Annotated in this window: 24 protein-coding genes; 7 read left to right on the plus strand and 17 right to left on the minus strand. The window is 45.8% G+C overall.

Annotated features, from left to right (window positions below):
* Positions 1–179 precede the first annotated feature (179 nt).
* From ACP5KC_RS03590 to ACP5KC_RS03615, 6 genes are read right to left on the minus strand one after another with little or no spacing between them, the layout of a single operon-like run.
* On the minus strand, positions 180–569 hold the full coding sequence (locus ACP5KC_RS03590; RefSeq protein WP_273434077.1) for a NifB/NifX family molybdenum-iron cluster-binding protein: 390 nt from the start codon (positions 567–569) through the stop codon (positions 180–182).
* A 38-nt stretch (positions 570–607) separates the two neighbouring features.
* Positions 608–1,249, minus strand: a complete 642-nt coding sequence (locus ACP5KC_RS03595; RefSeq protein WP_428286849.1) for a hypothetical protein — start codon at positions 1,247–1,249, stop codon at positions 608–610.
* 46 nt (positions 1,250–1,295) lie between these two features.
* Positions 1,296–2,009 carry a cytochrome b/b6 domain-containing protein gene (locus tag ACP5KC_RS03600; RefSeq protein WP_273434079.1) on the minus strand — a complete coding sequence of 238 codons (714 nt, stop codon included), beginning with the start codon at positions 2,007–2,009 and terminating at the stop codon, positions 1,296–1,298.
* 6 nt (positions 2,010–2,015) lie between these two features.
* Positions 2,016–2,873: a 4Fe-4S dicluster domain-containing protein gene (locus ACP5KC_RS03605; protein ID WP_424739383.1), complete on the minus strand. Its 858-nt coding sequence runs from the start codon at positions 2,871–2,873 to the stop codon at positions 2,016–2,018.
* A 2-nt stretch (positions 2,874–2,875) separates the two neighbouring features.
* Positions 2,876–6,388 (minus strand): molybdopterin-dependent oxidoreductase, encoded by a 3,513-nt coding sequence (locus ACP5KC_RS03610; RefSeq protein ID WP_428286850.1) that lies wholly within the window; start codon positions 6,386–6,388, stop codon positions 2,876–2,878.
* Positions 6,388–6,579 (minus strand): hypothetical protein, encoded by a 192-nt coding sequence (locus tag ACP5KC_RS03615; RefSeq protein ID WP_052883610.1) that lies wholly within the window; start codon positions 6,577–6,579, stop codon positions 6,388–6,390. The genes ACP5KC_RS03610 and ACP5KC_RS03615 overlap by 1 nt, the downstream gene beginning before the upstream one ends.
* Before the next feature lie 252 nt (positions 6,580–6,831).
* On the opposite strand from ACP5KC_RS03615, the gene ACP5KC_RS03620 reads away from it, so the two are divergent.
* Positions 6,832–7,698: an MBL fold metallo-hydrolase gene (locus ACP5KC_RS03620; RefSeq protein WP_424737750.1), complete on the plus strand. Its 867-nt coding sequence runs from the start codon at positions 6,832–6,834 to the stop codon at positions 7,696–7,698.
* Between the two features lie 5 nt (positions 7,699–7,703).
* On the opposite strand, the gene ACP5KC_RS03625 is transcribed toward ACP5KC_RS03620, so the two are convergent.
* Entirely contained in the window at positions 7,704–8,369 is a 666-nt protein-coding gene (locus ACP5KC_RS03625) for a DUF554 domain-containing protein (RefSeq protein ID WP_273434089.1), read from the minus strand.
* Between the two features lie 236 nt (positions 8,370–8,605).
* Here ACP5KC_RS03625 and ACP5KC_RS03630 point away from each other — a divergent pair, with 236 nt between their 5' ends.
* The 3 genes from ACP5KC_RS03630 to ACP5KC_RS03640 are packed head-to-tail and all read left to right on the plus strand — an operon-like array spanning position 8,606 to position 12,080.
* Positions 8,606–9,598 (plus strand): pyridoxal-phosphate dependent enzyme, encoded by a 993-nt coding sequence (locus tag ACP5KC_RS03630; protein WP_273434092.1) that lies wholly within the window; start codon positions 8,606–8,608, stop codon positions 9,596–9,598.
* The gene (locus ACP5KC_RS03635; RefSeq protein WP_273434093.1) at positions 9,577–10,641 is read left to right on the plus strand and encodes a DUF1611 domain-containing protein; all 1,065 of its coding nucleotides are present in this window, start codon (positions 9,577–9,579) and stop codon (positions 10,639–10,641) included. The genes ACP5KC_RS03630 and ACP5KC_RS03635 overlap by 22 nt, the downstream gene beginning before the upstream one ends.
* Complete coding sequence (locus tag ACP5KC_RS03640; RefSeq protein WP_424740019.1) at positions 10,638–12,080, plus strand: hypothetical protein; 1,443 nt, start codon at positions 10,638–10,640, stop codon at positions 12,078–12,080. Before ACP5KC_RS03635 ends, ACP5KC_RS03640 begins: the two co-directional genes overlap by 4 nt.
* A gap of 37 nt (positions 12,081–12,117) precedes the next feature.
* Here the strand turns inward: ACP5KC_RS03640 and ACP5KC_RS03645 are convergent, their stop codons facing one another.
* The gene (locus ACP5KC_RS03645) at positions 12,118–12,855 is read right to left on the minus strand and encodes a hypothetical protein (RefSeq protein ID WP_273434096.1); all 738 of its coding nucleotides are present in this window, start codon (positions 12,853–12,855) and stop codon (positions 12,118–12,120) included.
* Between the two features lie 43 nt (positions 12,856–12,898).
* Complete coding sequence (locus tag ACP5KC_RS03650) at positions 12,899–13,702, minus strand: hypothetical protein (RefSeq protein ID WP_052883615.1); 804 nt, start codon at positions 13,700–13,702, stop codon at positions 12,899–12,901.
* Between the two features lie 59 nt (positions 13,703–13,761).
* Between ACP5KC_RS03650 and ACP5KC_RS03655 the strand changes: the two genes are divergently transcribed.
* A complete protein-coding gene (locus ACP5KC_RS03655; protein ID WP_273434098.1) occupies positions 13,762–14,298 on the plus strand; it encodes a flavin reductase family protein in 537 nt (178 codons plus the stop codon).
* Between the two features lie 4 nt (positions 14,299–14,302).
* On the opposite strand, the gene ACP5KC_RS03660 is transcribed toward ACP5KC_RS03655, so the two are convergent.
* From ACP5KC_RS03660 to ACP5KC_RS03670, 3 genes are all read right to left on the minus strand, one after another.
* The gene (locus ACP5KC_RS03660) at positions 14,303–14,578 is read right to left on the minus strand and encodes a hypothetical protein (protein ID WP_052883617.1); all 276 of its coding nucleotides are present in this window, start codon (positions 14,576–14,578) and stop codon (positions 14,303–14,305) included.
* Positions 14,579–14,651: 73 nt separating this feature from the next.
* Positions 14,652–15,476 (minus strand): helix-turn-helix transcriptional regulator, encoded by an 825-nt coding sequence (locus ACP5KC_RS03665; protein WP_052883618.1) that lies wholly within the window; start codon positions 15,474–15,476, stop codon positions 14,652–14,654.
* Positions 15,477–15,749: 273 nt separating this feature from the next.
* The gene (locus tag ACP5KC_RS03670) at positions 15,750–17,648 is read right to left on the minus strand and encodes a S16 family serine protease (RefSeq protein ID WP_428286851.1); all 1,899 of its coding nucleotides are present in this window, start codon (positions 17,646–17,648) and stop codon (positions 15,750–15,752) included.
* Positions 17,649–17,960: 312 nt separating this feature from the next.
* Here ACP5KC_RS03670 and ACP5KC_RS03675 point away from each other — a divergent pair, with 312 nt between their 5' ends.
* Positions 17,961–18,293: a DUF4870 domain-containing protein gene (locus tag ACP5KC_RS03675; RefSeq protein ID WP_273434334.1), complete on the plus strand. Its 333-nt coding sequence runs from the start codon at positions 17,961–17,963 to the stop codon at positions 18,291–18,293.
* 109 nt (positions 18,294–18,402) lie between these two features.
* Here the strand turns inward: ACP5KC_RS03675 and ACP5KC_RS03680 are convergent, their stop codons facing one another.
* Positions 18,403–19,494, minus strand: a complete 1,092-nt coding sequence (locus ACP5KC_RS03680) for a hypothetical protein (RefSeq protein WP_428286852.1) — start codon at positions 19,492–19,494, stop codon at positions 18,403–18,405.
* Positions 19,495–19,624: 130 nt separating this feature from the next.
* Here ACP5KC_RS03680 and ACP5KC_RS03685 point away from each other — a divergent pair, with 130 nt between their 5' ends.
* Positions 19,625–20,110, plus strand: coding sequence for a nitroreductase family protein (locus tag ACP5KC_RS03685; protein WP_052883622.1), 486 nt, complete (start codon positions 19,625–19,627; stop codon positions 20,108–20,110).
* Positions 20,111–20,125: 15 nt separating this feature from the next.
* On the opposite strand, the gene ACP5KC_RS03690 is transcribed toward ACP5KC_RS03685, so the two are convergent.
* From ACP5KC_RS03690 to ACP5KC_RS03705, 4 genes are all read right to left on the minus strand, one after another.
* Complete coding sequence (locus tag ACP5KC_RS03690) at positions 20,126–20,593, minus strand: hypothetical protein (protein WP_219731643.1); 468 nt, start codon at positions 20,591–20,593, stop codon at positions 20,126–20,128.
* A 4-nt stretch (positions 20,594–20,597) separates the two neighbouring features.
* Entirely contained in the window at positions 20,598–22,370 is a 1,773-nt protein-coding gene (locus ACP5KC_RS03695) for a hypothetical protein (RefSeq protein ID WP_273434336.1), read from the minus strand.
* A 90-nt stretch (positions 22,371–22,460) separates the two neighbouring features.
* Positions 22,461–23,351, minus strand: a complete 891-nt coding sequence (locus ACP5KC_RS03700) for an ABC transporter ATP-binding protein (protein WP_424737769.1) — start codon at positions 23,349–23,351, stop codon at positions 22,461–22,463.
* Entirely contained in the window at positions 23,344–24,504 is a 1,161-nt protein-coding gene (locus ACP5KC_RS03705) for an ABC transporter permease (protein WP_052883626.1), read from the minus strand. The genes ACP5KC_RS03700 and ACP5KC_RS03705 overlap by 8 nt, the downstream gene beginning before the upstream one ends.
* Between the last annotated feature and the right edge of the window lie 63 nt (positions 24,505–24,567).

Genomic DNA, 24,567 nt, shown 5'->3' on the forward strand with positions numbered 1-24,567 from the left:
TTTCTTTGGTTATTCATTATTTAAGACTTAGCCGAATTCTTTGGTTTTTACAGTGACTTGAGGATGATGCTTAGAAAGTTTAGGAAAACTTCTGATGATTAGTTTCTGCGAAAACTAAAGTAGACTCAGACACTTGCCATTAAATAACAACTTTACTTTCAAATATATAATAGGAAGCATTAATTATGGTGATCGTCAGCTTCTTTTGGTTCTCCTGCCTCCTCAACTTTCCCGCTAATAAAGTTCTCTACTGCTTCTTCAAGAGAAATCGTCGCTTTGCCCGGAGAGGGCCTCACATAGAATATTTTCAATCCGAGATCCTTAAGTCTGTAGAAAGCCCCATATCCTATGCCCATGGTTAGAATTGCCTGAACTTCTCTGCTTAGAAGCTCGTGGAGAAGCCCACTCACCTTTCCGTGTTCATGCGCTGCATGAATATTTTGGTACACCTCTAAAACCTTAAATTGGGAGTCGCCGACGTCCACGATGGCAAAGGCTGGAGCTCTACCGAAATGCGGTACAAGGAAATATTTCTCCCCAGATTTCACAACCGGGATAGCTATCTTCATAATCACCACTGGACATCAATATCGACACAGTTAAAACTCTAATCTGGGTTCTCGACCCCTCCTTCAGACTTCTCTAAGTCTCTAAACGCTAGCCTTAAAGCGAAGTGTAAACCCTGAATTTCCTTATCGCTAAGGCCATCTCTATCAACCTCTCCAAATATATGGCCGCACTTTTTACACCTGAACACCTTTACTTCTCCTCTCCGTGTCACATAGCTCTCAAAAACCTCTCTACCCTTCGAGCCGCATCGCGGACACATGAATCTCTCGTGGACTCTCTCGTACCCACAAATGCATCTGCTCCTGGCCTCGACAACCTCAAAGCTTAGCGTAGGCTTTTTATCAAGTAAAATGAGGGTAGGATAGTTTCCACATATTGGGCAGCTCAAGTTCGCGGCTTCTATTTTTTGACTAAATTCATTAACGAGGAGTCTGCTCAACGTATAGTCCAAGAGGGCTTTATCACTAGCCACATCCTCAGGCAATGCCTTCTTTATCTCTTCAATGTTCTCAACGTTTTTTATTAGAGGTGGCTCGAATCTGTTTAATACGGGTTTTGGGGAGCTTATGATGAGTTCCTCTAACCGGATGATGTATTTGTAAATGCCTTGCATTGTCTCCCTGCAATTCTCGGATTCTCCACACACAGCTCTAATAAGAGACTCGACAACCTTTGACAAGTGTACTCACCAGGAAAGAAGGTAAAGGTAAAGAAAAAGATTTTGTTTATTCTTCAGGGGCTATATTATACCGCTTGATAAAGGCTTGCATGTGGTCCTTAAGCCACTCGAATGGTGCGTAGCCGTCACCGAACATCGCTTCTAATAGTGGCCTGTTAGCTGGATGTAGCGAGGCGAACACGTGGAGTAGGACGAATAGAACTGTTATGCCGAAGCCTAGATCGTGTAGGAAGAGTAGAAGTGCAGCGGTCTGGTCTGAAAGGCCAAGGGCGAAGCGCAGCATAAGGCCCACGCCGCTGAGGGCTAGTAAGGCGAATCCTATAGCAAGGAGTAAAGCTAGGTAGGCAACGAACACGTTATGTCTTTCCAGTCTTTCCTTGACATCACTTGGTAGTGGTTTGCCGAACAGGTATAGCCCGGCTAGTGCTTTAGCCTCCTGTATCTGCTGCCCGATAGGCTTTTTCAACGCGTCAATGACTCTCAGATTTCCGCTGCAGAAGAGGTAACAACCATATATTATGATGAGGCCTCCCCACGCTATTCCGAAGATCCTGTGGAGTACCCTGAAGACTTGCACGCCCGCGGTGACTGGATCGGTGTTCATGTAAGGTGCAAAAGGTAGTCCTACTATGTATGCCAGCCAGGAGAAGTACTCGATGGCCATTAATGTTACCCCCGTTATAGATAGAAAAGCTATGAAGTGAAGGTTGTGTGTATGCGCGATCCTGTAACTGTTACTAATAATTTTTACCCTCTTCATTCCCTATCACCTGCTCTCCTCTTTAACCTGAGTCTTCTCCTCTACCCTGCTCTTTCTCCAAGCAACCAACTCAAGCCCTGCGAGAAGCAGCGCGCCCAGCGCACCACCATAAACGATAAGCTGCTTGAGGATCTCTCTACTCTGCTGAGTTGAAACTGGCTTGCCACGGTCAGCAAAATGCTTTTTGATTGCAAAGCTCCTCCTATCAGAGCTAGCGTAAATCCATCGTGTCCCTCCGCCTACATAGCTGTCAAGGTTTAGCCCGTATACGAGTTTTCCTTTGGCTTGCATGTCTTGGGCGGCGGAGATTATCTCTGAGGCTTTGCCGAACTTGAAGACTCCTGTCGGGCAAGCCTCTACACAGGCTGGGAGCATACCGTTTTGTATTCTGTCGATACAGAACGTGCACTTGTAGAATTTTCCGTCGGAGCCTCTTTTAGGCACCCTGAACGGGCACGCGGTGGCACAGTAGCCGCAGCCAATACACTCGTCTTTGTTTATGACTACGGCGCCTTCAGCTGTAACCTTAATAGCTCCTACAGGGCATGACCTTGCGCACGGCGGGTCTGCGCAGTGCATACACTGGAATGGCAGGGGGCCTATGTCCACCTGTTCAAAGATTTTCTCACCTGAGGGGAGTAGCAGTGCCTTCTTGGTCATGTCCTCATAGTAGAAGACGACTTTCCAATCGTCTGCGGTAAGGTCTGGAGGATTAGTGAAAGTCGGGCTGAACTTAGTCATTTCTGCTGGTCTACCGTTCCAGTCCTTGCATGCAACTTGACAGGCGCGGCAGCCAATGCACTTATCTAGGTCTACTAGTACCGCATATCCCTCCTTCATACCCGGGAGATTTTGTACCACCATTCTTACATCACCTCGGCCTTCCTGATCTTACCAATCCAAGCCTTACTCTCCTGTATAGTCGTAACCACATCACCCACATCGGGTGATATGAAGTTCCCCTGGGGTCCGGTTACGTATCCCAGGAAGCTGAAAGCCCAAATCACGTTAATCTGAGGCAATTCCCTACCGTTAACTGTCAGATACGCTTCTCCCTTGGTAACGAATGCCTTCATCTTAATAGAGCCTCTCGCTGTCAGTATCTCTACCAAATCTCCCGATTTCACTCCTAGTTTTAACGCAAGTTTCTCTGGAACATATACGAAGGGCTCTGGGTCGAGCTCTGCCAGTAGAGGTGTACGTCTTGTCATCGAACCACTATGCCAGTGTTCTGTCAGCCTGTTCGTAGTTATCACGACGAGTTCTCCTGGAAGGTTGGAGAGATCATCGGGAGTCAATGCTAAGCCTACTGGTTTTCCTTTGACTATGTCCGGCTGTTCGTTCAGGACTTGGAGGTTATATGGGTTGAGGAAAGCTAGAGTAGGATACATCAAGGCCATCTCTACGTCTGGGCTTTCTGCGGGCTCTGTGTGTATCGGCCATGTGAAGGAGTAGCCGGCGTACCATCCCTTGAGGTCTTGAATCGTCTTGTTGACCGCTTCACGCATATTCTTGGTTTGATCATAATAGGCTTTCAGGGTAGCTCTCATCTTTTCATATGTTGGCTTAAAGTCCCTCCAGCCGCCTCCTGTGAAGAAGAGTCTCTTGAGAGTGGCTTTCGGTGCCGCAGTGACCTCGCTGTCCCAGTAAAGGGTATCGTTAGCCCACAGGTACTTCATTCCGGTTTTCGCTACGAATTCATCAAAGGTAAGTGTCTTGACCTCGCCTCCCTCCTCGATGACGAACTTGCCTAACGGCACGAGTTCATTTGTCCGTATGAACGTCATCATGTCTACGCCGCCGAAGACGTCTGCTATACCGCTCAGGCGCCTCTTGAATGCTCTGGGTATCCAGTAGTTATGACCCGGTATAAACGCGGGGACATACTCGCCTGTAAACTCGTCTATCCACTCCCCGGTCTCGCCCGATGCGGTCCACTCTTTCCCAGCCGCCATAATTGTGTCGGTTTTTCCTAACTGGTCCACGAGGTCCGTGTAAGCGTAGAGTATGCGTACGTTCATAGGCCAGGCCCAGCCCCAGTCCTTGTATATATTGAAGGAGGATGAGAACAAGCCGTCTATTTCTCCCGGCTTCCTGAGTTTCCTGTCTCTGCGCATGGACGTGAAGACGTCCCGTACTGGGTCGTACATGCCGTGATAGATGAGCATTCCAAAGTTGATTTCCTTGTTGATGATTCTCGGATTAACTTCGGATTCAATGTCCCTAATTGGCTCAGCCGCTCCTTTGCCACCCGAGTAGTCCCAGCTCTTGTCGGGTCTCAGGGGCCGCTCATAAAGTAGTACGATTTTATCGCCCCTCTTTATCTTAACCTTCTCGGACTTTAACCCGAAAACTTCGCTTGGAAGCTTGATCGCACCGTACTCCCTTAGATATTTGTAGAGCTTTGTAGCTATCCAGTAATCGGGCCTAGCCATGCCTCGCGGTCTAACGGCAGCGTAGGTCCACTGTATAACTCTATTACCGTTGGTTCTAGTACCCTCGACTTCAGCGAACGACGCTGCTGGGAGTAGGACATCTGCAAACCAGGCTGTCTCGGTCTCGAATATGTCGCTTACAACAAGCAAGTCGAGGCTTGCTAGAGCGGCCCAGATCACCTTGGCATTCGGGTTAGTGACCGCCGGGTTCTCCCCGAATATAAAAGCTACCTTTATCTCGCCGTTAAGCACCCTCCTTGGAAAAGTTATTTCAGTGGAGCCTGTGCCGAATGGGAAGTCGCATACCACGGTGCCATTTACTGGGTCGTCTTCTGGAACGGTGCCACAGAAGAAGCCCCACATCAATTCGAATCTTCTCCACCCGTAGAAGGTAAATACCTGGAGGATTTTTAAAAGGTCAGCTTTTCCTTTGTCAGGGGTTGTGGTTGTGAATATCTTTTTGCCCCATTCGGGAACCTGCCAGTTCCAAGCATCGGGCATCCCCTGAAGCTTCCAGTCTTGATACAGGCGTACTACGCCGGCGGAGGCGGGTGAGGCATGGTATCCTGGCAGTGCGCCAAGTCCTGCCCCTTGCACATCCGTTATTCCCTGAACATTGCTATGTCCCCTGAACGGGTGTGTTCCACCACCCACGAATCCTACGTTACCCAGGAGTAGCTGCATAATCGCCGCTGACCTTATAATGTTCACGGTCGCGTTTGTGTGCTGGGTCATTCCCATAGCCCACTGCACAATGCCATGCTTCTTGTGGTTTGTAACGACGCCAGAGTTTTCCACGTATATCTGGGCAACAGTGCGTAGTAGGTCAACGGGTACTCCGGTTATTCTTGAAACATTCTCAGCAGTGTACTCTTTAAGCAGCTCCTTGAAATCTGCGAGGTCATCATCTGTTATGTTCCAGCGAGCCCTTAACGCCTTGAATGTATCCAATGTATCGATTGGTGGATTGCGTTCGTAAAAGGCATAGTAGAGAATGTAGAGGAATACGGCCGTATCGGTGCCGCTCCTGAAGGGAACCCAAATGTCTGAAGCCATCGCTGTCCTGCTGTACCTGGGGTCAAAGGTTATGAAAATAGTTCCACGCTTCTTCTTGCCCTCCAGGAAGTGCAGGAAGGATAGAGGATGAGCCTCCGCTGGACTTGAGAAGAAGAGGACAACATCTGCCCATGTTACATCCTCGATAGTGGCTGTCTCCGCTCCCCACCCATAGGTCAATGCTAGGGAGCTCACTGTCGAGCTATGGCATTTCCTGTACTGGGAGTCTATGTTAGTGGTTCCGATAAACTGGGCAAGCTTAGCTGTTAGATATCCACCCTCGTTCACCATGATTGATGAACCGATGAGTTGTATGGGTAGCTTGGATCCCACGTAGTAGTAGCCATCTTGCTGCTTAGGAGCGCCTGTAGATTTTCTCCAGCCCTCTAAAATTTGGGCCGTCTTGGTAGCTATGTATCTGAATGCTTCATCCCAGCTGACCACTCTCCACTGGGGCGGGTACTTCTTAACAAGAGCCACAAGCTCGTCCCAAGACTTTGCGTTGAGTATCTCCTCGGGTGGAGGCTTGGGTCCAGTCCTAATCATGGGGTACTTTACACGGAGGTCGTTATCCACAAGCTCGAAGGCAGCTTTACCCTTGGGGCACAAGGCCCCCGAGTTGATATATGAGTCGGCTGACCCCTCTGTCCAGACGATGTCATCCCCGATAGTGTAGAAATCTATTGAACATCCCATCGAGCAGTAGGGGCATATAACAGGTGTTATCCGTGCCTTGGTTAAAGCAGTTTTACCTCCAATTTCTCCTAGACTCCACTCTTTCTTCCAAGGTTTCAAAGGTACGGGTTGGGCTTCCACGGGTATGGCTAGGGCTGACGCGGCAATAGCGGCGAGCTTTAAAAAGCTTCTTCTATCCAAACCCTCACTCATTAGAACACCCTCTTCAATTCACCTTTTTCACGTTTTCCGTAGAGTCTCTTTGCTTGGAAGCAGGTGAAATCTTCCTCCTCCCAGTATAGCGCTGCAAATCCATGCATGTACTCTGGGATAAGGCTGCTCTCCTCCACTATTTTCTTTTTAATGGCGGCAAGTTGAGAGTCTAAGTTGTTTTGAGGCTTCATAACAATATAATTACTTAATAACTATTTTTTAAGAGTTTATGTTTAAATGATAATTTGTAATTATTAATATAGAGAGTTTTTCCGATATTCAGGCTGAAAAATATCGCTAAATAGAGATTTTTTTAACTCTATACCAGTAAGCGATGAGTTTCTCCTGAAGTTTAAAAACTTAAAAATAAAAAGAAATTTGTTGTTGAACGTGCTTTGTAGCGTGCCGGGTATCTTTTTATTGTTCTGCCTTTCATAAAACATGTGTCTAAAAGTGATATACTTAGCGTAAAGATACTAGTTCTTGTAGACGACTATGCAGGCTTTACCAACTTACTCGCAGAGCATGGGCTAAGCATCATGGCTAGTATCGAATACCGAGACGGGACTATGTATAAGATACTATTTGACACTGGGCAGTCCGGGGAGGTCCTTTTAAAGAACATGCAGAAACTTTCTCTAAATCCCAGTGAATTCGATGCTATCGTTCTATCACATAGACACTATGATCATACGGGAGGCTTGATAAGGCTGCTGGAGTCAACTGGATCAAAACCGGTTATAGCTCACCCAGATATTGAAAAACCCAACTACGCTGATAGAGGAGGCTTCAAGAAGTTCAACCTGGGCTTCACTAGACAAGACATTGAGGCACTCAGGATGAGAGGTGAGCTCGTACTTTCACGAAAACCTCTCGAACTCGCACCCAACGTATGGTTTCTAGGGGAGATACCGCGAGTGTACGATAATAGTTATGCGGTCAAGGGCTTTCTTACTCTGGAAGGGGGAGAAATTGTTCCCGATCAGATGCTAGACGATACGGGAGTAGCGATAAAGCTAGGTAATAAAGCGGTTGTTTTGGCCGGCTGCAGTCACTCCGGCATTTCCAACATCGCGGCGCAGGCTAAAAGGTTGACGGGTGTCGAAGAATTGAGTATTATAGGAGGATTGCATACCGCCAGCGCGACTGACAGCGAGGTCGAAAGAATAGCCTCGGAGCTAAAAGCCCTTGGCGTGAGCGAGTTACATGCTGGGCATTGCACCGGGTTTAACGGTATCCGTGTATTTCATCGCATCTACGGTGAAAAATTAAGGATTATTCATAGCGGTTATAGAGCGATATTTGTCTAGATTCTTTAAAAGGGTATTATGAGTGGCAAGACAGACGCGTAAAGCAGTGCTGGGAGGCCATCACCCACCCTTATTCTCTTGAGACCTATAAGATTCACACCTATTCCTATCATTAGCACCCCACCAGTAGCCGTAATCTCGTTTACGACTATCTCAGGTAATGCTTGGCCGGCGATGCTTCCGAGTAGTGCGAGGGAACCCTGCATAAGTAATAGCGGCACTGCGCTGAATAATACCCCAACGCCCAGTGATGCAGCTAGAGCTATGCTAACGACTCCATCCATTATTGACTTAGCAAGTATAATAGAGGGGTCCCCCATCCCATCGCGTATAGAACCTATTATAGTCATTGGGCCCACGCAGAAAGTTAGGAATGCTGTCATCAAACCATCAATAAACTTACTGTCGCCACTAGTGAACCTCCCACCTAACATCTCGAGCCTATTCTGCAACCTCAGGAAAGTTCCAGTTGCTTCCCCGAGGATTAAGGAGAAGAGAAGGGCAAGAGTTCTCTGGCTCTTTAATGCCATGCTTATACCAAGATATAAGGTGAAAAGACCTATGACTTCGGGTAGAGAGTTCACGATTCTCTCCGGGACTTTTTTCTTGAAAGTTATTCCCGTCAACGCGCCCAAAACTACTGCTAGGGCATTGACGAAAGTTCCAAACACTAGGAGGCATTAACTTGCATTTTTATATTTTTCACTCCTTGATATTTGTAAAAGTTTCAAAGAATTTTACAGGAAAACTGATCCATGAAAGTGAAAACAAAATCCCAGAATTTCTAAGTTAAACTCTGGAGCGTTTAAATCAGATATCTTCCTATTTGGAATTTATCATGCTTAAACATCAAGAGGTAGACTAATATTGATACCTGTAGGGTAATCTTAGCAGTTGACGGTGAAAGGTGAAGGTGGAGGACGACTCATCGAGTAAATATCTTGTTTCCAAGCTTCTAGGCTTACATACACCCTTCTACCGCCTCCGCACCCTAAACAAGCTATTTAGCTTGGATAGTTCCCTTATCTACGTAAAATATGAGGGAATCAATCCAACTGGAACCCATAAAGATAGAGCGGCTCGAGCACACGTTGCACGTGCAATACAGCTAGGAAGGGACACTATAACCGTCGGTACCTGCGGGAATTATGGCGCTGCGATATCCTACTTTGCTCGTCTCGCAGGGGTCCGTGCGGTTATATTTGTACCCAGATCCTATGAGAATAGCAGGGTTGACGAAATAAAGAGGAATGGGGCTCGTGTCGTTTTTGTTGATGGAACTTACGAGGAAGCTGTAATGCTTAGCTCTCGCGCTGCGAAGGCCAATGAATGGTATGATGCTAATCCTGGTAATTCCACCGATCAGGTGAGTTTTGAGGCCTATAGTTCCATAGCTTGGGAGATTATAAGAGACTTGGGTGATGCTCCTTTTGCCGTGGGAGTTCCTGTAGGCAACGGTACTACACTTGTAGGCATATATGAAGGTTTTAGGAGAGCTTACCGAGAAGGTTTAGCTACACGTGTACCTAGGCTCATCGCCGGGACAACGTCGCTAGGGAACCAGATAGCTGTTTCGTGGAGCAAGGGGTCTACAACGCCCATTCCGCTCTCCCCCTCCTACGTGAGAGAGACCCCTATAAACGAGCCCTTGGTCTCCTATGTCTCATTCAACGCAGAGGAGGCTCTCCGAGCAATATATGATACAAATGGAAGAGTTTACGCTTTCAGTGATGAGGAAATGCTTGAGATGTCTCTCATGCTTAAGGCTGTGGAGAGGATTCCTGTGTTACCGGCCTCTGTTGCCTCTCTCCTAGCCCTAAAAAGCTTTATCAAAGAGGAAGAGGTGGACGGTCCCCTAGTTGCGGTGATCACGGGGAGATGGCGGAAGATAAAGCAATAATTCTGTCGGAAGGACTCTACGCGTCTACAGACGGCAAAACTGCTCACGGTCTTGTAAGGAAAAGCCTTAGATTTAAGATTGTGGGCGTTATTGATAGTACTTTAGCTGGAAGGGATGCAGGAGAGGTTCTTGACGGAAAACCCCGTGGAATCAAGATATATGCAAGTCTAGAGGATGCGTTAGGCGAACACCCCGATGCAAAATACCTCATTATAGGTGTTGCAACTCCCGGAGGTAAACTTCCAACGTTGTATCGAGAGATCATTAAAAAAGCTATTCAGAGGCGTCTAAGCATAGTCAACGGTCTTCACGAGTTTCTCAGCGACGACCAAGAAATAAGTTCGCTGGCGAAGATATACGGTGTGGAACTCATTGATGTAAGGAAGATATTCTACAACACAAGAATTTTCTACACAGGTAAAATAAGGGAGGTCAAAGCACTGAAAATAGTCGTCATCGGCACCGACTCAGCGATAGGCAAGCGAACCGTTGCACACCTAATTGCAGACGAGTTAAACAGAAGGGGGGTCAAGGCTGTCTTCATTGGAACAGGACAGACAGCCTGGATGCAGGGTGCTCGCTACGTGTTTGTTCTAGACTCATTGATCAACGACTTCATTCCGGGGGTACTCGAGGACGTTGTATGGCGTGCATACATCGAGGAGAATCCCAAAGCAATCGTGGTGCCTGGACAAGGAGCCCTCCTTCATCCCGTCTTTCCCGGTAGCTATGAGATACTAAACCTTCTAAAACCGGAGGTCATAATCCTGCAGCACGCACCTGGTCGAAAGACCCTGGACGGCTATCCCGAGTATCCTATGCCTCCACTTGAAAAATACTTTAAGCTTGTGGAGCTCATCACTGATAGGAAGATATTCGCTTTAACCATTAACACGGAAAACCTCTCGATCGATGAGGCACGCAGAATAGCCTCCGAGCTAGAGGAGAAGTATAAGATCCCTGTTGTGATACCCTTGGTTGACGGGGTGGGAAGAATCGTTGACCTTATAATGAAACATTATCCACAGTTGGGTGAAACGTGACGGTAGACTTGAAGTGTTTTGACAAAATAGTTGTAGGTCCCGTGAAGGTGAAGAAAAGATCCTCAAGTATAAGATACGAGCTGCATTTCAACGGCGTCAGAAAGGAGTATACACTGATTCAATCTTATCCTGAGGAAGTAAATATAAGGGGATTCGAGGAACTCGCCGTCCTTGCCGGGATTGTTCCAGCTATCAATTATGGACTCTTCACACCCCTCATAGAGATAAAGGCTCCACTTCATGAGTTAGACTACAAATACTTCCTTGACATGATGGACATTACCGCCCGGGATATATTTGTCAATAGGATAATAAACAAGACAGGGCTAATAAAAGAGGAATACTTACCCAAAGGAGACGTGTCACCAGAAGATGCCAAGCCTATTGCGGATGTTGACGTAAGGGAAACATTTACGGGTACACGACTCGACTCCAGGCCAGAGGAGTACAAGTGCACTGTAATGTCCTCAGGCGGAAAGGAAAGTCTCCTGGTTTATGGCCTCCTACGGGAGGTTGGATGTGAACCATACCCTTATTTTGTAAACGAATCTGGCCGGCACTGGTTTACGGCACTCACAGCCTACAAGGGGCTCTCCTCTATGGATCCCAGGACAAGAAAAGTATGGACTAACGTGGACAGGCTCTTTGCGTTTATCGAGAAGAATATGAGGATTGTTGTACCCTATTATTGGAAGAAAAATAAAGAGATATATCCTGTTCGTTTGTTCTGGTATGCACACTTCATTTTCTCTGTACTACCACTTGCTGTAAAGAACAATGTGGGGAACGTCACTATGGGGAACGAGTTCGACGACCCTACTGGGCTAACCTATGAGTTTAACGGGATACGACACTACTACGCTACATACGATCAATCACTCGATTTCGACGATTATATGACCAGCTTCATGGCTAAGAGAGGCATCGGGATTAAGCAATGGTCCCCCCTGCGCCCCATAACACCTATAATCGTCCTCAGGATCCTCTTCAACAGATACCCAGAGCTAGGAGTCCTCCAGACAAGCTGTCACTCAACGAGAATAGAAGGGGGAGTAGTCAAACCTTGTGGAACCTGTTTCAAATGCAACGGGGTGCTACTCATGATGCTTGCTGAAGGACTCGACCCTACGATTATTAGATATGAGAGAAAACATATAGAGACTCTACCGGAAAGATTGGAGAAAGGACTTATAAGGCTTGAAGAGTCCCTTGTAAAGCATTCCAAATACTTGATAACGCAGAGGGGCTTGTGGAGCTTCCCTGAGGCGGAACCCGTATGGCACGTAGAAATGATACATTTTGACAACATTAACGCCCGAACAGATTTTATACCTATAAGAGAGCTCCGTGAAAAGGTTCTCGACATATACGAGAAGTACACGAAGGGCTACGTGTACCTGGTAAATGGTAAATGGCTACCGGGGTCTCGCCCAGAATAAATTCTCGCAGATTGTGGAGAACCTTATTATCCAGAATCTACAGGTTTACATAAAATCCTTCTCGGGTCCAGGTGAGAAGGACTTTTATATTCTTTAAGTTTAGACGTGAAACGGTTTCAACCCATTTATCTGATAAAGCAATTATTGCAACTGCGCCAACAAGCTGAGCCCTAGCCTGTTCTACAAGAGATGACAGGGCATTCAGAGATTGAAAGTCGTTAACGATGCTCTTGACGACAAGAACCTTACTATCCTTTGGGATACTATCCTTTGGGATGTGAAGGTAAACGATTTCTCCTCTCTCTCCTGACACATACGACGCCGTCAAAAGTTTCCCCCAATTACCATAAGCTCTTTCAGAAGCCACAGCGACATCCGCAAGTAGCCAATCAGCAGCCATTACAGCCAGGCCGGCATTCCTCTCAGGATAAGTCAAAACCGTGTCAACCTCAAGGTTCGAGTAGAATTTCCAAATAACGTAACCAACCAGGTTGAGAATACGCGGATTGAAGAGTATTCTCCACTCCTCTACAACCTCATTCTGCCTTAGAAGAGCTTCTCTCAGGGCTTTCTCAACCAGTCTTTTTTCGCGAATCGCATCAAGTATCTTTTTCGCAGTATGTCTCTCTGGAAATTGAGAATAGCTGGTGTATCTCCACAGGACCTGAGACGGTATACCTAGAAACTCTTCCAGTTCTTTGAAAGTGTATACCTCTTTTAGACCGTTAAGAAGTCTTGCAACCACGTACGAGCTTTCTTCACTCTCACTAGACATACAAGGCCTCTATCTTGGTGATGTTATATAGTCATTTAAGTAATTATTGCGTTTTTGCATCAGGCTTCTCTTCCACATCAAGGAGACGTTCGAGCTCTTTCCGAGTTTCCTCCTGGAGTCTCTTTATCTCCTCCACTTTACTCCTTACCTTGTCGAGCCACTCCTTACTAGACTCGATACCCTTGTGAACGAAGAAAGCTATTCCTTCGTTCCTGCTCTTAAATATCCCTGCCTCGACTAGAAGGTCTATCACGTTAAGGTCACTCTGCGGGAGTCTTACAGAAGAAATTATCGTGGTGGGTGTCCGAGACCATAAGCCTGAAAAAGCCTCGCGGATAATGCGGTCCACCTCCCTAAGTGCCTCATCAATCACCTTGAAATCACCCCGCAAAACATTCAACTTGGCTGGTTCGGTAAAGGATAATGAAGCCATCGCTAAGCCTCCTTGTTTCCTCCTCTCGCGTAAGACATCTCTGAGTCTTTCAACCAGATCATCGGCCCTGTCTTCCAAGTCTTCAATCCTAGTTTCAACTTCATCTAAGACGTCGTCAATATAATCCTTAAGCTCCTCAAGGAGCACATCATCCTGTATGTTGTTCTTTAGGGACTCTACGTTAGTGAGAAATCCTTTGAATCCTCTTTTAGCCTCTAGCTTAATTCTTTTCAACTCAAGTCGGAGTTTTCTAGTCTCCGATAAAAGGCCTGCAATTTCTGATGTTTTTCCAATCTTTAAACCTTCCTCCTCGAAGGATCTTATTTTAGCTTCAAGGTTTGATAGCTTCTCCATAATCTCGGCTCGATGTCTTTCAATCTCATCGAACATACTCTTAATTGTATCATTATGCATATGTAATGTAACATTACAAAATTATTTAAGTTTTTCCATGACGAAATACTGAGTGGAAAATGAGGGAAGTTAGAAAGTTCTATTTACTCCTACACCCTCGCCCAGCTTACATTATAGGGAGTGGTTTAGTAGGAGAAAGGGTAAACTTCATGGCTGCTAGCTGGGTTACGCCCGTAGCAGAGGAGCCGCCACTTGTAGGGGTAGCTATAGATGTTACAAGCTATACTCACGAGCTCATAATTAAATATGGGGAGTTCACCGTGAACGTTCTGCCTCTGTCCAGAATAAACGATATATATTACTTTGGAAGCCGCAGCGGCCGTAACGAAGACAAGTCGTCAAGACTAGGATACAGGAAGGGATCTAAGGTGAGTGCTCCTGTGCTCTTAGACGCTGTTGGCATTCTTGAGTGCAAAGTTAGCCATAGTATCAAAGCAAACGATGTCACTTTCTTTATTGGAGAGGTCGTTGAGGCCGAAGCCGACGAAGAGGTCTTTGATGAACGGATCGGTTGGAAGACCTTAAAAGCAAAAATACCTCTCCACAACTGGGGAAAACTATTCTATGATATTGGCAGAGCCCACCGTGTAGAATAGGGCTCTAAAGAAGCGATATGACCTCGATCTCTATGGCTGGTACAGACTTTTCCTCGCTCTCCTCCCCAACCTCTTCGCTGTAAAGCCTTATGTCTCCATATTTAGTCTTACCGCCGCTCATCCTGTGGACTGCTTCCGTGACATGGGCTGCCTTCGAGATATTGTGTCCTCGCGCTTTAACAAGGATTTTCCGGCTACCCTTTTTAAGCCGCTCAAGTATATACAAAACGTAGGTGCTAACAGGCTTTTCACCAATATAAACCACATCTGGCTCCGACACGCTTTCTCATTTATAACTTAATAGTTGTTACTATTAAAATTTTTATTTTTTATGCGCTTTTTAGAGGTGAACACTACGTTAGTTGAACAATTAATCCTCCCGGGGCTCTAAGCGTCTTCACAAGCCCTTTTTCCTCAAGTCTTCTTACACGCCTCAAGAGGGTAGTTGAGGGTATTCCTAACGATTCTCGTAGATCCTTGAGGTAAGCTTTTCCTCCGTTTTTCCTTAGGAAGTCGATGATAGCTTCTTCCTCCTCACTTAAAAAGGTACTCTTTTTATTCCTCCCCCTTCTGAGAATAAGGAGTAGTACTACAACTAGGACAAGGATAATGGCGATTGCCGCGAAAACAAGTTGGACAGGTATCCACGTCTTTCCCTGTAAATATGTGCCTGTTTTTTCCTCCGCGACCGGTACCTCCATAGCACTTAGTGAGAGATCTTCTTCCAGTCTATTATACCTGAAAACCGTGAAGTTTCCCTCCCTTAGTACTAAGTCTGGTATGGGCTCCACTCCCAGTATCACGTAGTTAGCGTGTATATACAACTCCAGGCTCTGATTCCAACCCTTGACGTAGAGAGTAAGGGGATCCCCTGAGAGTTGAGAAAAATACGTGATGTTAACAGTATCCCCAGCAGCCACCATGACTGTAAGGGTGTTGCCGGTCAGGTTGTAGAGTGGCACGCCCTCTAGCTTGCTGTAAATAGTAAACGCCTTAACACTACCGTAAAGGCTAACGGTAGAGATAGTGTCTATTTGTGAAGTAAGAAGAATAGTACCCTGTAGGGTGTTACCGGGAGCTATTATAAGCTTCTCGTAGCCGGTAACCGGTTGAGACAAACCTAGGTAACTGTACAAAATAAGAAGTAAGCAAGCAGGAAGAAGCAGCTTCCTATTCATATGCATCCAATATATGGTTAATGATATATATATTAGTCGCCAATACCCAACAGAAAACTCCTCGAATAGCTATGATTCTAATTTTATCTCAAGACAGGAAAAAGTGTAACACAAATTAATGATCAACAATTCCTTCACGCTGCTTTAAACCATAACTTAAAAGGCCTTAATAGGTAAGCCAGGCTTTTTAAGCTAGCTGAAGCTAAATCAGTGTATGGGAAAATAACTCGAGGAAAAATACTTATTATTTTGAAATTTATAACAAGAAGTCTCCTATCTTCCTATCAGTTTCTTCAGGAAACGGTAGATGTTATCTATATAGAGGACTGTTTTCAGGTATAAGTCGTGGAGCCAGGAGCTTATCTTGTCCCAAAGACTTCCCTGTCCTTGAGGAGGGGTCTGGGGTGTTGGTTGTATCGAGGTTTGAGGTTTTTCCTCTACTGGCTTTGGTGGGCTAGCCGTAATTTTTGCTCCTTTGGCTAGGTCGAGGGTTAGGCTTGCGAGCTCAGAAGCAAGCTTTAAGTACGCTAGCTTGTCCGCGTCGGTGGTGGCATACCTGCTCTGGTTGTAGAAATATATTCCGGAAATTAGGTCAGCTGTTGAGGAGAGTATAGTTTGTGCCCTTGTTGATGACACTTCGAGGTAGACAGGTGAACCAACAGCTCTGCCTTGGAAGTCTAACATCGAGGACTCCGCGAGGGCTATGCTCCTTGCAGCCGCTATGGAGGCGAGCACATAGTATCCTGATCCGTATAATGATACAGAGGCGGAGTAGTAGGTACTGGAAAGGTCGAGACTTGTGGAGGAGTATCCTGTCTGGGAAAGGACTGAGTAAACGTATGGCCAGGTAGATCTCGCTATTGAGAGGTATGTGCTAGCCGACTGCCTCGCGTCAAGGGTGGCGCCCACCGGCAACCCGTTTATCCAGTGTTTTGCCTCATCGACAAGTGCGGTGGCGTAGGCCAGGTTCTGGAGAGCTGTTTGGGGATCTTGGCTCCAAAGTTTAGCAGAATCGTTGAAGAGTCTCGATGCTCTAATGGCAAGATCCCCTGCTATTACGAGGTAGTTTAGCTCTTGGAAGTTTCTTGGGTAGGTGTTCTGTATTGTCAAGATTAGCTTAGAGATATTTTCACGGGTTGAGCTTACCTGTGTATCAATATTCTTGTTTAACGAGTAGTCTACGAGGAGCTTTATCCACCTAGATATAGCTATGCTGGATGTCAGAAGGGGTATTGTTCCGATGTCATGAGGATTTTGTCGGGCTGTCTGAATGTAGGGTTGAGCATATGTATTTAGATAGTTCACGAGGGCGCTTTTGGTGAAGGATGTTAGAGTCGACTGATTAACATATGCCTTAGCGTTGTATAGTTCGAGAGAAGCTGTCTGTTCGAGGGCTTGCCATATCATGTCTATTTTGGATCTTGCAGAGCTGCTTACATAGGGTATCGTAATGCTATTGGGAGTTATATTATAGTTGAAGAAGTAGTGCAGCGCATCCTCTATCGTTGATACCTCAACGACTCGAAGGTTCCAGTTTTTCAGTGCATACTCAGTCAAGTTAATCCTAACAGGCTGGGTAGAGTACACCTGGAAGGGCCCAACTTTGTGCACTACAACCTTGTATGTGGTAACAACGCTCTCTCCAGGCGGAACCAGGAATACCTTCACACCACTGGAGGCCATGGCTTGAGCTTTCTCATAAACACCTCCCACAGGCCCCACAGTACCATCAGGAGATATCATACCGGTAACAGCGATACTCCTATTGATGGGTTTGCCCGTAAGAGCCGAGTATACTACGACGGCCATTGCTACTCCTGCGCTCGGGCCTCCAACAATAACTGCATCGCTTTGAACCTTGAAGTAGAAGTTATATTTGTTGAAGTCGACGCCTAGCACATTACTAATGACGCGTGTAGCTGCCGTGGCTGCTCCCTGGAAATCCTCTTGTGTAAGAGAGTAGGTAGAGACGTATACGTCGCCCCAACCCTCGGTTATAAACACACTGATGTTGGTAGCGGATCCAGCATAGCCCGTCTCGGTCTGAGTCACGGCGGGAGCAAGTATCCAGGCAGAGCCTATGATTTTTAACTGGTTGTATGGACTGGCGGATGAGATAAGTCCCGATCCGATAATTAGTATTAAGAGAAGGGGTACCAGAATTCTTCTCATAGGGCAAGAATCCTAAAAGCCATCTAAAAAGGTTATCTATCCTTTCACTCTTTAACGCTATTATCTATTCTTGTAAGCGATAAATACCCTTTACGGAGTCAAAGATACCAATGGTCTTTATTAATGCTGTCACGAGCTAGCTTCAGGAGTCTCTCGCGGCAAAAAATAAGACTCTGTAATGGAATAAGGGTATCGAGGGATGAAGAAGGGACAAAGCGCTGCCGAAAGCTGACGAGACCGCTACAAGCTGACCTCAGATTGATCAACCATTTCCCACCAAGGTTTAAATATTAAGACAACTTGAAGACAATAATGTCCCAGACAAGTCTGGGTCTCGAGGAGAGAACGGAGGCTGCCCTGTCATACCTTCTCTTTTTCTTTTCAGGTCTGATAATTTTCCTCTTAGAGGAGAAAAGCTTATACGTAAGGTTTCACGCAGCACAGTCTACAGTAACCTTCATCTCGTTGATAGTACTCTCCAGGATAGTCTTGTTTATCCGTGGCGGCTTTGTTTTATCATGCTTCATAGAACTTCTCTTATTAATTCTCTGGATTATAGGGATCATTAAGGCCTATCAGGGTGAATGGTACAAATTCCCGCTATTTGGAGATATAGCAGCATCCATTCTCAATCTGCGGATATAGCCTGGCACCCCAGGACAATAAACTTAGCACACAATTAGCTTTTCTAGCCGAGTCTATAGAATCCAGTCACAAGAAAGAGAAGAAAAATTTAAGGAAAAAATATTTTAGTTTAAGGTTTATGTCTAGGCTTAGCACGACAAGCGAACCTTGCCTGTATAATTAATTCCCTCAGCTCACTTGAAGCCGCTGAAGCCTTAGATGCGTCCTTGCTGCTTAAAGCGTTGCTTAATTGATTCGCGGTAGCGGTAAGCTTCTCAGCTAGAGTGGCGTTGCACGGCCTGATGACAAGTGCAAGCTGCTTCGCCATTTGTACTAAACCCTCCTCCCTTGCATAATGCCACATGAAAATTTCGCGCTCGTGATACTGGTACGTTAAGGATCTCATTAATCCTAATGCCTCTCCATATCTGCCGTTAGCAATCAGTGACTTTAATCTTTGAATACTATCACTAGCCCATTTTTGAAATTCAGACGCTGCTTGAGGGCTTATCCCTTTAAGCCTATTATATGTGTTGTTAAAAATTCTCTCTAACCGTGTGGCGTCTTCGGAAATGTTCTTCAACCTAAGCTGGTGTGCTAGGGTAAAGACAGATCTCTCAGCCTCCTTTACCTCACTCCAAGCTTGCTTGACGAGCTGAAGAGCTGCAGAAGTATCGTTCAACTTAAGCTTCTCTTCTGCTTGGTTTAGGAGGTTTTTCGCATCCGATAAAAGCTGGGTTAGATTGTGAGTATCAACTCCTTTTTGCTGGAAACGTGAGGCTACATTCTCCATAGCATTTATCTGGTTTCTCAGCGCCCTGATTTCCGCCTCTATACTCTTATTTACAAGGTGTTTACGTTCTGCGAAAACTTCAGGCACTATTTTCCTGGCAATGTCGATGAGTTCAACCCTTACCTCTCGCAATACCTTCATACTCTCGTTATAGTTTCCAGAGCTTGCGAGGCTTGAAGCATTGTTGATCAGGGCTTTAACTTCATCCAACTGCTTGAGCAGCTCCTCCTGCTTTGTTGTATTGGTCACCTTATTTTTAACGAATGATTGAAGCCTGTCGACTTCCTTGCTAAGTATCTCTATGAGCTTATTGATTTTGTCAGACTGTACGGGTTGCGCGGTGGTGGCAGCTAAGGGGTATAGCAGTATCAGCGTTATTATGGCTATTACACTCGTAGTCTTTAGCGTATCCAGGTCTTTTACTCTCAAGCCTGGTCACCAGTCGATATGTCGCATCGAAGGTTTTATGGATTAAAACGGTTTTCAATGAAATCAACGTTATTTATAAAAACAAACAAATATAGCACTTAAGGCCGGAATAAGGGGCAAGGATATATACATGTTATTCGAGCTCTTGCTGACCCGAAGGAGCATCCGGAACTTTCAGGAGAAGGATGTTCCGGAAGAACTAATTGTGAAGGCTATAGATATTGCTAGGCATGCGCCAAGTGCTAGAAACACACAGCCCTGGAGGGTTTTAATAATACGAAGCCGAGACCTTCTGGACAAGCTCTCAAGGGTTGCTCCAGGAGCCAGACCTTTATCAAGAGCACCGCTAGGAATAGGCGTCGTCGTAATGCCTGAGGAATCTCCTTTAACGTTCATGATAGACGGGTCGATCTTCACCACATACCTATGGCTTGCTCTTACTTCTCTAGGGCTAGGAGCGGTGTGGATAAACACCTTAAGATGGCCCCAGTATGCTGAAATCCTGGGTATACCCGAGGATGAAGTGCTTCTCGCCATCCTGGCAGCAGGTTTTCCAGCTGAGTCCCCCGCCCCCAGACCACGTAAGAAACTCGAGGATCTCTTAACGTGGTTGTAACCCTCTTTTAGATTCTCAGATTTTTTCAACAAGCTCCTTTATAAAGAGTGACCTGGCTAATACGCTGAGCTTGTCTAAACCCCTGTGAATTACTACTCTCCCACAGTCAACTATTCTTAGGACTTTTTCCTCGAATAGCCTGGTATCAACACTGGCATCGAAGACTAACTCCTCTATTCCTACGAGAAATAGGGGACCGGGCGCTCTTTCAAGGTCTTCTCTTGATAACACGAGCCTCCCAACATGCCTAACAAAGACGGGTTTATGTTTAAGGACTTTTGCAGGTATGATCTCTTTTATTATATCAGTAGTGCTTAACTGTATTCCAGCCAGTTGTGGACCAGCATCAGCCAGGGCGAGTAACACCTTGAAGGCTTGTGAAGCTAGTGCTCCTACGCTGACGCCCATTTTTTTCGCAAGCGTTGACATTTCATCGTATGCCGCAGCATCCACACCTCTAATCATAACGTTTTTTAGTCTCATTGTTTCACCCATGGCTTCTTACCTCTATTGATTGAAGCTTCGCCTTGAGAATCCCAATCCTGTTAGCTAGATCAGCAGTTGATGTTTTCTCACTTGTCCATGATCTCCGGCGAAACATAACAATATAGACACCAGCAGCTATAACGCTAAGTGCGAGGGGCCAGTAAGCGTGGATCTTTCTAGCAGGAGTTTCAAGAGAGACACCCGAGATTTGCGGTTCGCTTCTTTTTATCTTTACTATGGGGAGTGATACATAAACTACATCTCCCATAAGTTCAGTATTCACCTCAAGGCCAGGTGTCCTAGACAGAGTCTTCTGGGCAAATATAGTTGAATTATACTGTTTGAAACTCTCAGGGTACGCTGGACTGTCTAAAAGTTGTGTCACCTTTAAAAGACTAGAATCTATAAGCTCTGCCGCCTGCCTTAACCCCTTTGCCAGCTCCCGAAGTCTACCTGAGGCTTCTCTTAGCGTGCTAGCCATAAGTGTCAACTTCAATGAGGCTAGCCTCATGTTTTCCACAGCCTGTGTGAGCTGGGCTTCAATCGAAGAATATTGTTCTATCATCGACTTCACTTTTACCAGCTCTGATTGGAATAAGGTAAGATTCTTTTCAGCCTGGTCTAATAATAAATGTATATCTTTTGTTGTAAGATTGGTGCCGGTTAGGTTCAAGTACGTTATAATCTCCACTAACTTCAAGTCTATGTTCGATACGTTTGAACGGATCTTCTCAAGATTCACCCTAGCTTTATCCACGGCTGCAGATGCATTTTCGAGTCCAAGTTTAAGAGAGAGTTTTGCTTTGCTTAACTGTTCCATGCCATTTGAAATTTGAGCTGCTGCATTACTCATGGCTTTACTGGCTTCATCTACTTGGACAGCAGCCTTATCAAGCATGTTTGCCTCTTCCTCGAAACCTGTGCTTAAATTGTACAACAAGTCTCTAAGTCTCGTCACATTTTCCTTGAAACTTGTCACATTTCCCAGGTTTTCCTGGAGTAGCTTCAGAGTGAAGGATCTGTATCTTTCGATAAGTGAGGATTGCAGCCTTGGATCTAAGCTAATTGTCACCGTAGGGGCAGGTAGTAAGACTTCTCCCCAGGGATTTTCACCTCTAATTTCAAACACTACACTAAGCCTATAACTTTCATTCATAAACGAAGTCCATTGGAAGGCTACCTCAGTTCCGCTCTCGCGCAGGCTCTGAGGACTATCACTGTACTTAACGGGGTAAAGGTATAACGGATCCACGCTCCACGATATTGAGATGGGTAGTTGTTGTTTTTTTACAAGATCGTCGATCGCCTCCACGACTATAGTGTAGTTTATTAAATGAGACCTTAGAGCCGTAGCGTAACAGTATCCCTTGCTACAATCAGGTTGAAGCGTTTTCCCATCGGCTTCGAGTATAACCTTTACGTGGAAGAGATTCTTGCCACTGATACTGTATTTTAAAGAGTCGCCAGGTTGAACCTCTATTTTATTCCACACAAGCCCTATTAGAGAGCCAGCCTGCACGATCTGTGATGGCTGAACCGTGGCAGATACAGCTTGATCACCAGAAAAAGCGATATAGTCTGCTAGGCTCCCGTTAAAGCCCGAGTCGAATACCAAGCTAACGGTGACTGTTGTATTCTCACTACATCCTGGGAGTACATCCAACTCGCGTATTATAGTCTTCCTTACGTTGACTGGACTAGCGTAGCCTGAATACACCACGGATGTTATTGAGAGTAAAATTAACAGTAAAGTCAACACACCACGAAGCATCATGAATGATCTGAAACACTTCTTGTATAACACATATATAAATTTATCCTTTTAAATTAGCAAAATTTACGACTTTTAACGAAACATTTATTCCTATAGAGCCTTCTCCAGCTTATTTATACGATGTTCGAGCGAGTTAACCTCAGCCTCTATAAGTGTAGGGTCGATGCGGTCCTCTTTTAAAGCTCTCTCGAGGGCTTCTAGTTTTAATTTCAGCATCTCTAACTGGATCTTCTTGATGTCACCCGAACTCCCTGAGGATTTAATCTCTTTTACTATCTCAGTTAAGGTACGCTTGGGGGGCTCCTCGTATATAGCGCCTGCCCTTATATAGTAGGTTCGTGTGGACAGCTCAGCTATTTCAGGGTTGTGTGTTACGATGATTATTGTCTGACCAAAAGCATCATTAAGCCACTTCACAAGGGATAACACTCTGGCGGCTGTGTCAACGTCAAGGCTACCGGTTGGTTCGTCCATGAGTATTATGTCTGGGTTCGGTGCTAATGCCCGGGCTATTGCTACGCGTTGCTGTTGTCCGCCGCTAAGCTGGTTTGGAAATTTGTTTGCGTGGTTTTTCAAACCTACAACCTCCAATGCACGTATGGCTATCTCCTTAGCCTCCTTAACGTTGAATATCCCTGTGAAGAGTAGGGGGAGCATGACGTTCTCTAGAGCGGTGTAGTTTCGAATAAGGTTGAAGGACTGGAAGACAAAGCCTATCTTGCGAGCTCTAACTCTAGTTAGTTCCTCCTCGTTCATGTCGGTTATATCCACGCCCCCCACTATGACGCGTCCGCTGGTTGGCTTGTCCAAACCTCCAGCGATCGAGAGAAGGGTGCTTTTACCGCTCCCGGAGGGCCCCATGATTGTGGCTAATTCTCCTTCTCTTATTTTTAGGGTAATCCCTTTAAGAACCTCTATCTCCTCTGTAGCTGTCTTGTAGACTTTCCTTATATCTCTCAGCTCTAATGCGTACTCACTCACTCTTCAACACCTCTACAGGTCTAATAGACGTGGCGCGCCATATTGGGTACAAAGATGAAACGACGCTAAGAAGAGTTGCGAGAGTTACTCCTAGAAGGAGAGTTAGAGGCTCAAGGATCAGGGGAGGGTTAAGGAAACCGTATGAAGCTACAATGCCTATACCGACTTGTGCACCAAGAACTCCGAATACAAGCCCTAGAAGGCCCCCCGTCACACCATATATGAGTGCCTCCATTATGAATATCGTTGCCACGCTGCGCCTACTAGCACCTTGTGTTCTCATAATTGCTATCTCTCGTTGATGTTCCCGCACAGTGGAGGTGATGGTGCTCGTGGTTCCGAAAACGGCTACGGCTAGACCGACTAGGGTTGTTGATAATAATAGTCCCTCTATAAGTGACATAACTTTAAAAACTACGCCGATAACTTCTTCCCGCATCATAACGCGGGAGCCAGGGTATATCACGGATATGAGGTTCTTCACGGCTACTGGGTCAACCCCCTCCTCTACTTTTACAACGGCCATGCTCACATAACCCGGTCTCCCAAGGAGGGTTTGGGCTTCGCGCAGAGGGAGGATTATATAGCCGCCGGCTGCACCTATCTCCTCTATCTTCATCGTGACTTCTGCTATTCCTATAATCTCGTACTGTCTAAAGAAGCTTCCATAGGGTGGTTTAACTGTAACCTTATCACCGACTTTTAAGTCTAGTTTTTTTGCAAGTCCGACGTCGGCAATCGCGTAGGGACCAGCGAGTGTATTGAAGACGGAGCCGTTAACAACCTTTGAAACAACATTTTTAATATCCTCGGGCCTCACCCCTAACACGAAGACGGCGTTTCTACCAATATAGCCTGTGACTAGGATTGCAGGCGTTACATCCTTTACGCCTGGAATCCTCTTTATCTCGTTTAAGACATCTTCTGAGACATCGTATAAACCCTGGCCATAGACCACAACTTCTCCAGGTAGAACTTGCTCCACTATGCTTTGAGCTGCTGTGCGGCTCCCTACGCTTAGAATCCTAAGAGAAATGAATGTTGCTACACCGCTTGCTATCGCTAGGATTGTGAGTGTAGCTATTAGTTTCTTGAAGAGTATGTCCCTTTCGACGAATTTTAACGCCACGAACAGTAAGCTCTGTCTAGACACGAAATTGAAAGCTTAAAAGGTATTTATTTAACGTGATTGTCTACTATTCCTATCATAATTAAT

It is taken from the genome of Infirmifilum sp., from assembly GCF_049970975.1.
GTDB classification, from domain to species: domain Archaea; phylum Thermoproteota; class Thermoprotei; order Thermofilales; family Thermofilaceae; genus Thermofilum; species Thermofilum uzonense.

Excerpts from the sequence above, each read along its gene's own strand:
- ACP5KC_RS03635 (WP_273434093.1), top strand. The coding sequence starts at position 9,577 with ATGGCGGAAGATAAAGCAATAATTCTGTCGGAAGGACTCTACGCGTCT.
- ACP5KC_RS03675 (WP_273434334.1), top strand. The coding sequence starts at position 17,961 with ATGTCCCAGACAAGTCTGGGTCTCGAGGAGAGAACGGAGGCTGCCCTG.
- ACP5KC_RS03645 (WP_273434096.1), bottom strand. The coding sequence starts at position 12,855 with ATGTCTAGTGAGAGTGAAGAAAGCTCGTACGTGGTTGCAAGACTTCTT.
- ACP5KC_RS03685 (WP_052883622.1), top strand. The coding sequence starts at position 19,625 with ATGTTATTCGAGCTCTTGCTGACCCGAAGGAGCATCCGGAACTTTCAG.
- ACP5KC_RS03670 (WP_428286851.1), bottom strand. The coding sequence starts at position 17,648 with ATGAGAAGAATTCTGGTACCCCTTCTCTTAATACTAATTATCGGATCG.
- ACP5KC_RS03665 (WP_052883618.1), bottom strand. The coding sequence starts at position 15,476 with ATGAATAGGAAGCTGCTTCTTCCTGCTTGCTTACTTCTTATTTTGTAC.
- ACP5KC_RS03590 (WP_273434077.1), bottom strand. The coding sequence starts at position 569 with ATGAAGATAGCTATCCCGGTTGTGAAATCTGGGGAGAAATATTTCCTT.
- ACP5KC_RS03695 (WP_273434336.1), bottom strand. The coding sequence starts at position 22,370 with ATGATGCTTCGTGGTGTGTTGACTTTACTGTTAATTTTACTCTCAATA.
- ACP5KC_RS03610 (WP_428286850.1), bottom strand. The coding sequence starts at position 6,388 with ATGAGTGAGGGTTTGGATAGAAGAAGCTTTTTAAAGCTCGCCGCTATT.
- ACP5KC_RS03655 (WP_273434098.1), top strand. The coding sequence starts at position 13,762 with ATGAGGGAAGTTAGAAAGTTCTATTTACTCCTACACCCTCGCCCAGCT.
- ACP5KC_RS03650 (WP_052883615.1), bottom strand. The coding sequence starts at position 13,702 with ATGCATAATGATACAATTAAGAGTATGTTCGATGAGATTGAAAGACAT.
- ACP5KC_RS03600 (WP_273434079.1), bottom strand. The coding sequence starts at position 2,009 with ATGAAGAGGGTAAAAATTATTAGTAACAGTTACAGGATCGCGCATACA.
- ACP5KC_RS03605 (WP_424739383.1), bottom strand. The coding sequence starts at position 2,873 with ATGGTGGTACAAAATCTCCCGGGTATGAAGGAGGGATATGCGGTACTA.
- ACP5KC_RS03690 (WP_219731643.1), bottom strand. The coding sequence starts at position 20,593 with ATGAGACTAAAAAACGTTATGATTAGAGGTGTGGATGCTGCGGCATAC.
- ACP5KC_RS03615 (WP_052883610.1), bottom strand. The coding sequence starts at position 6,579 with ATGAAGCCTCAAAACAACTTAGACTCTCAACTTGCCGCCATTAAAAAG.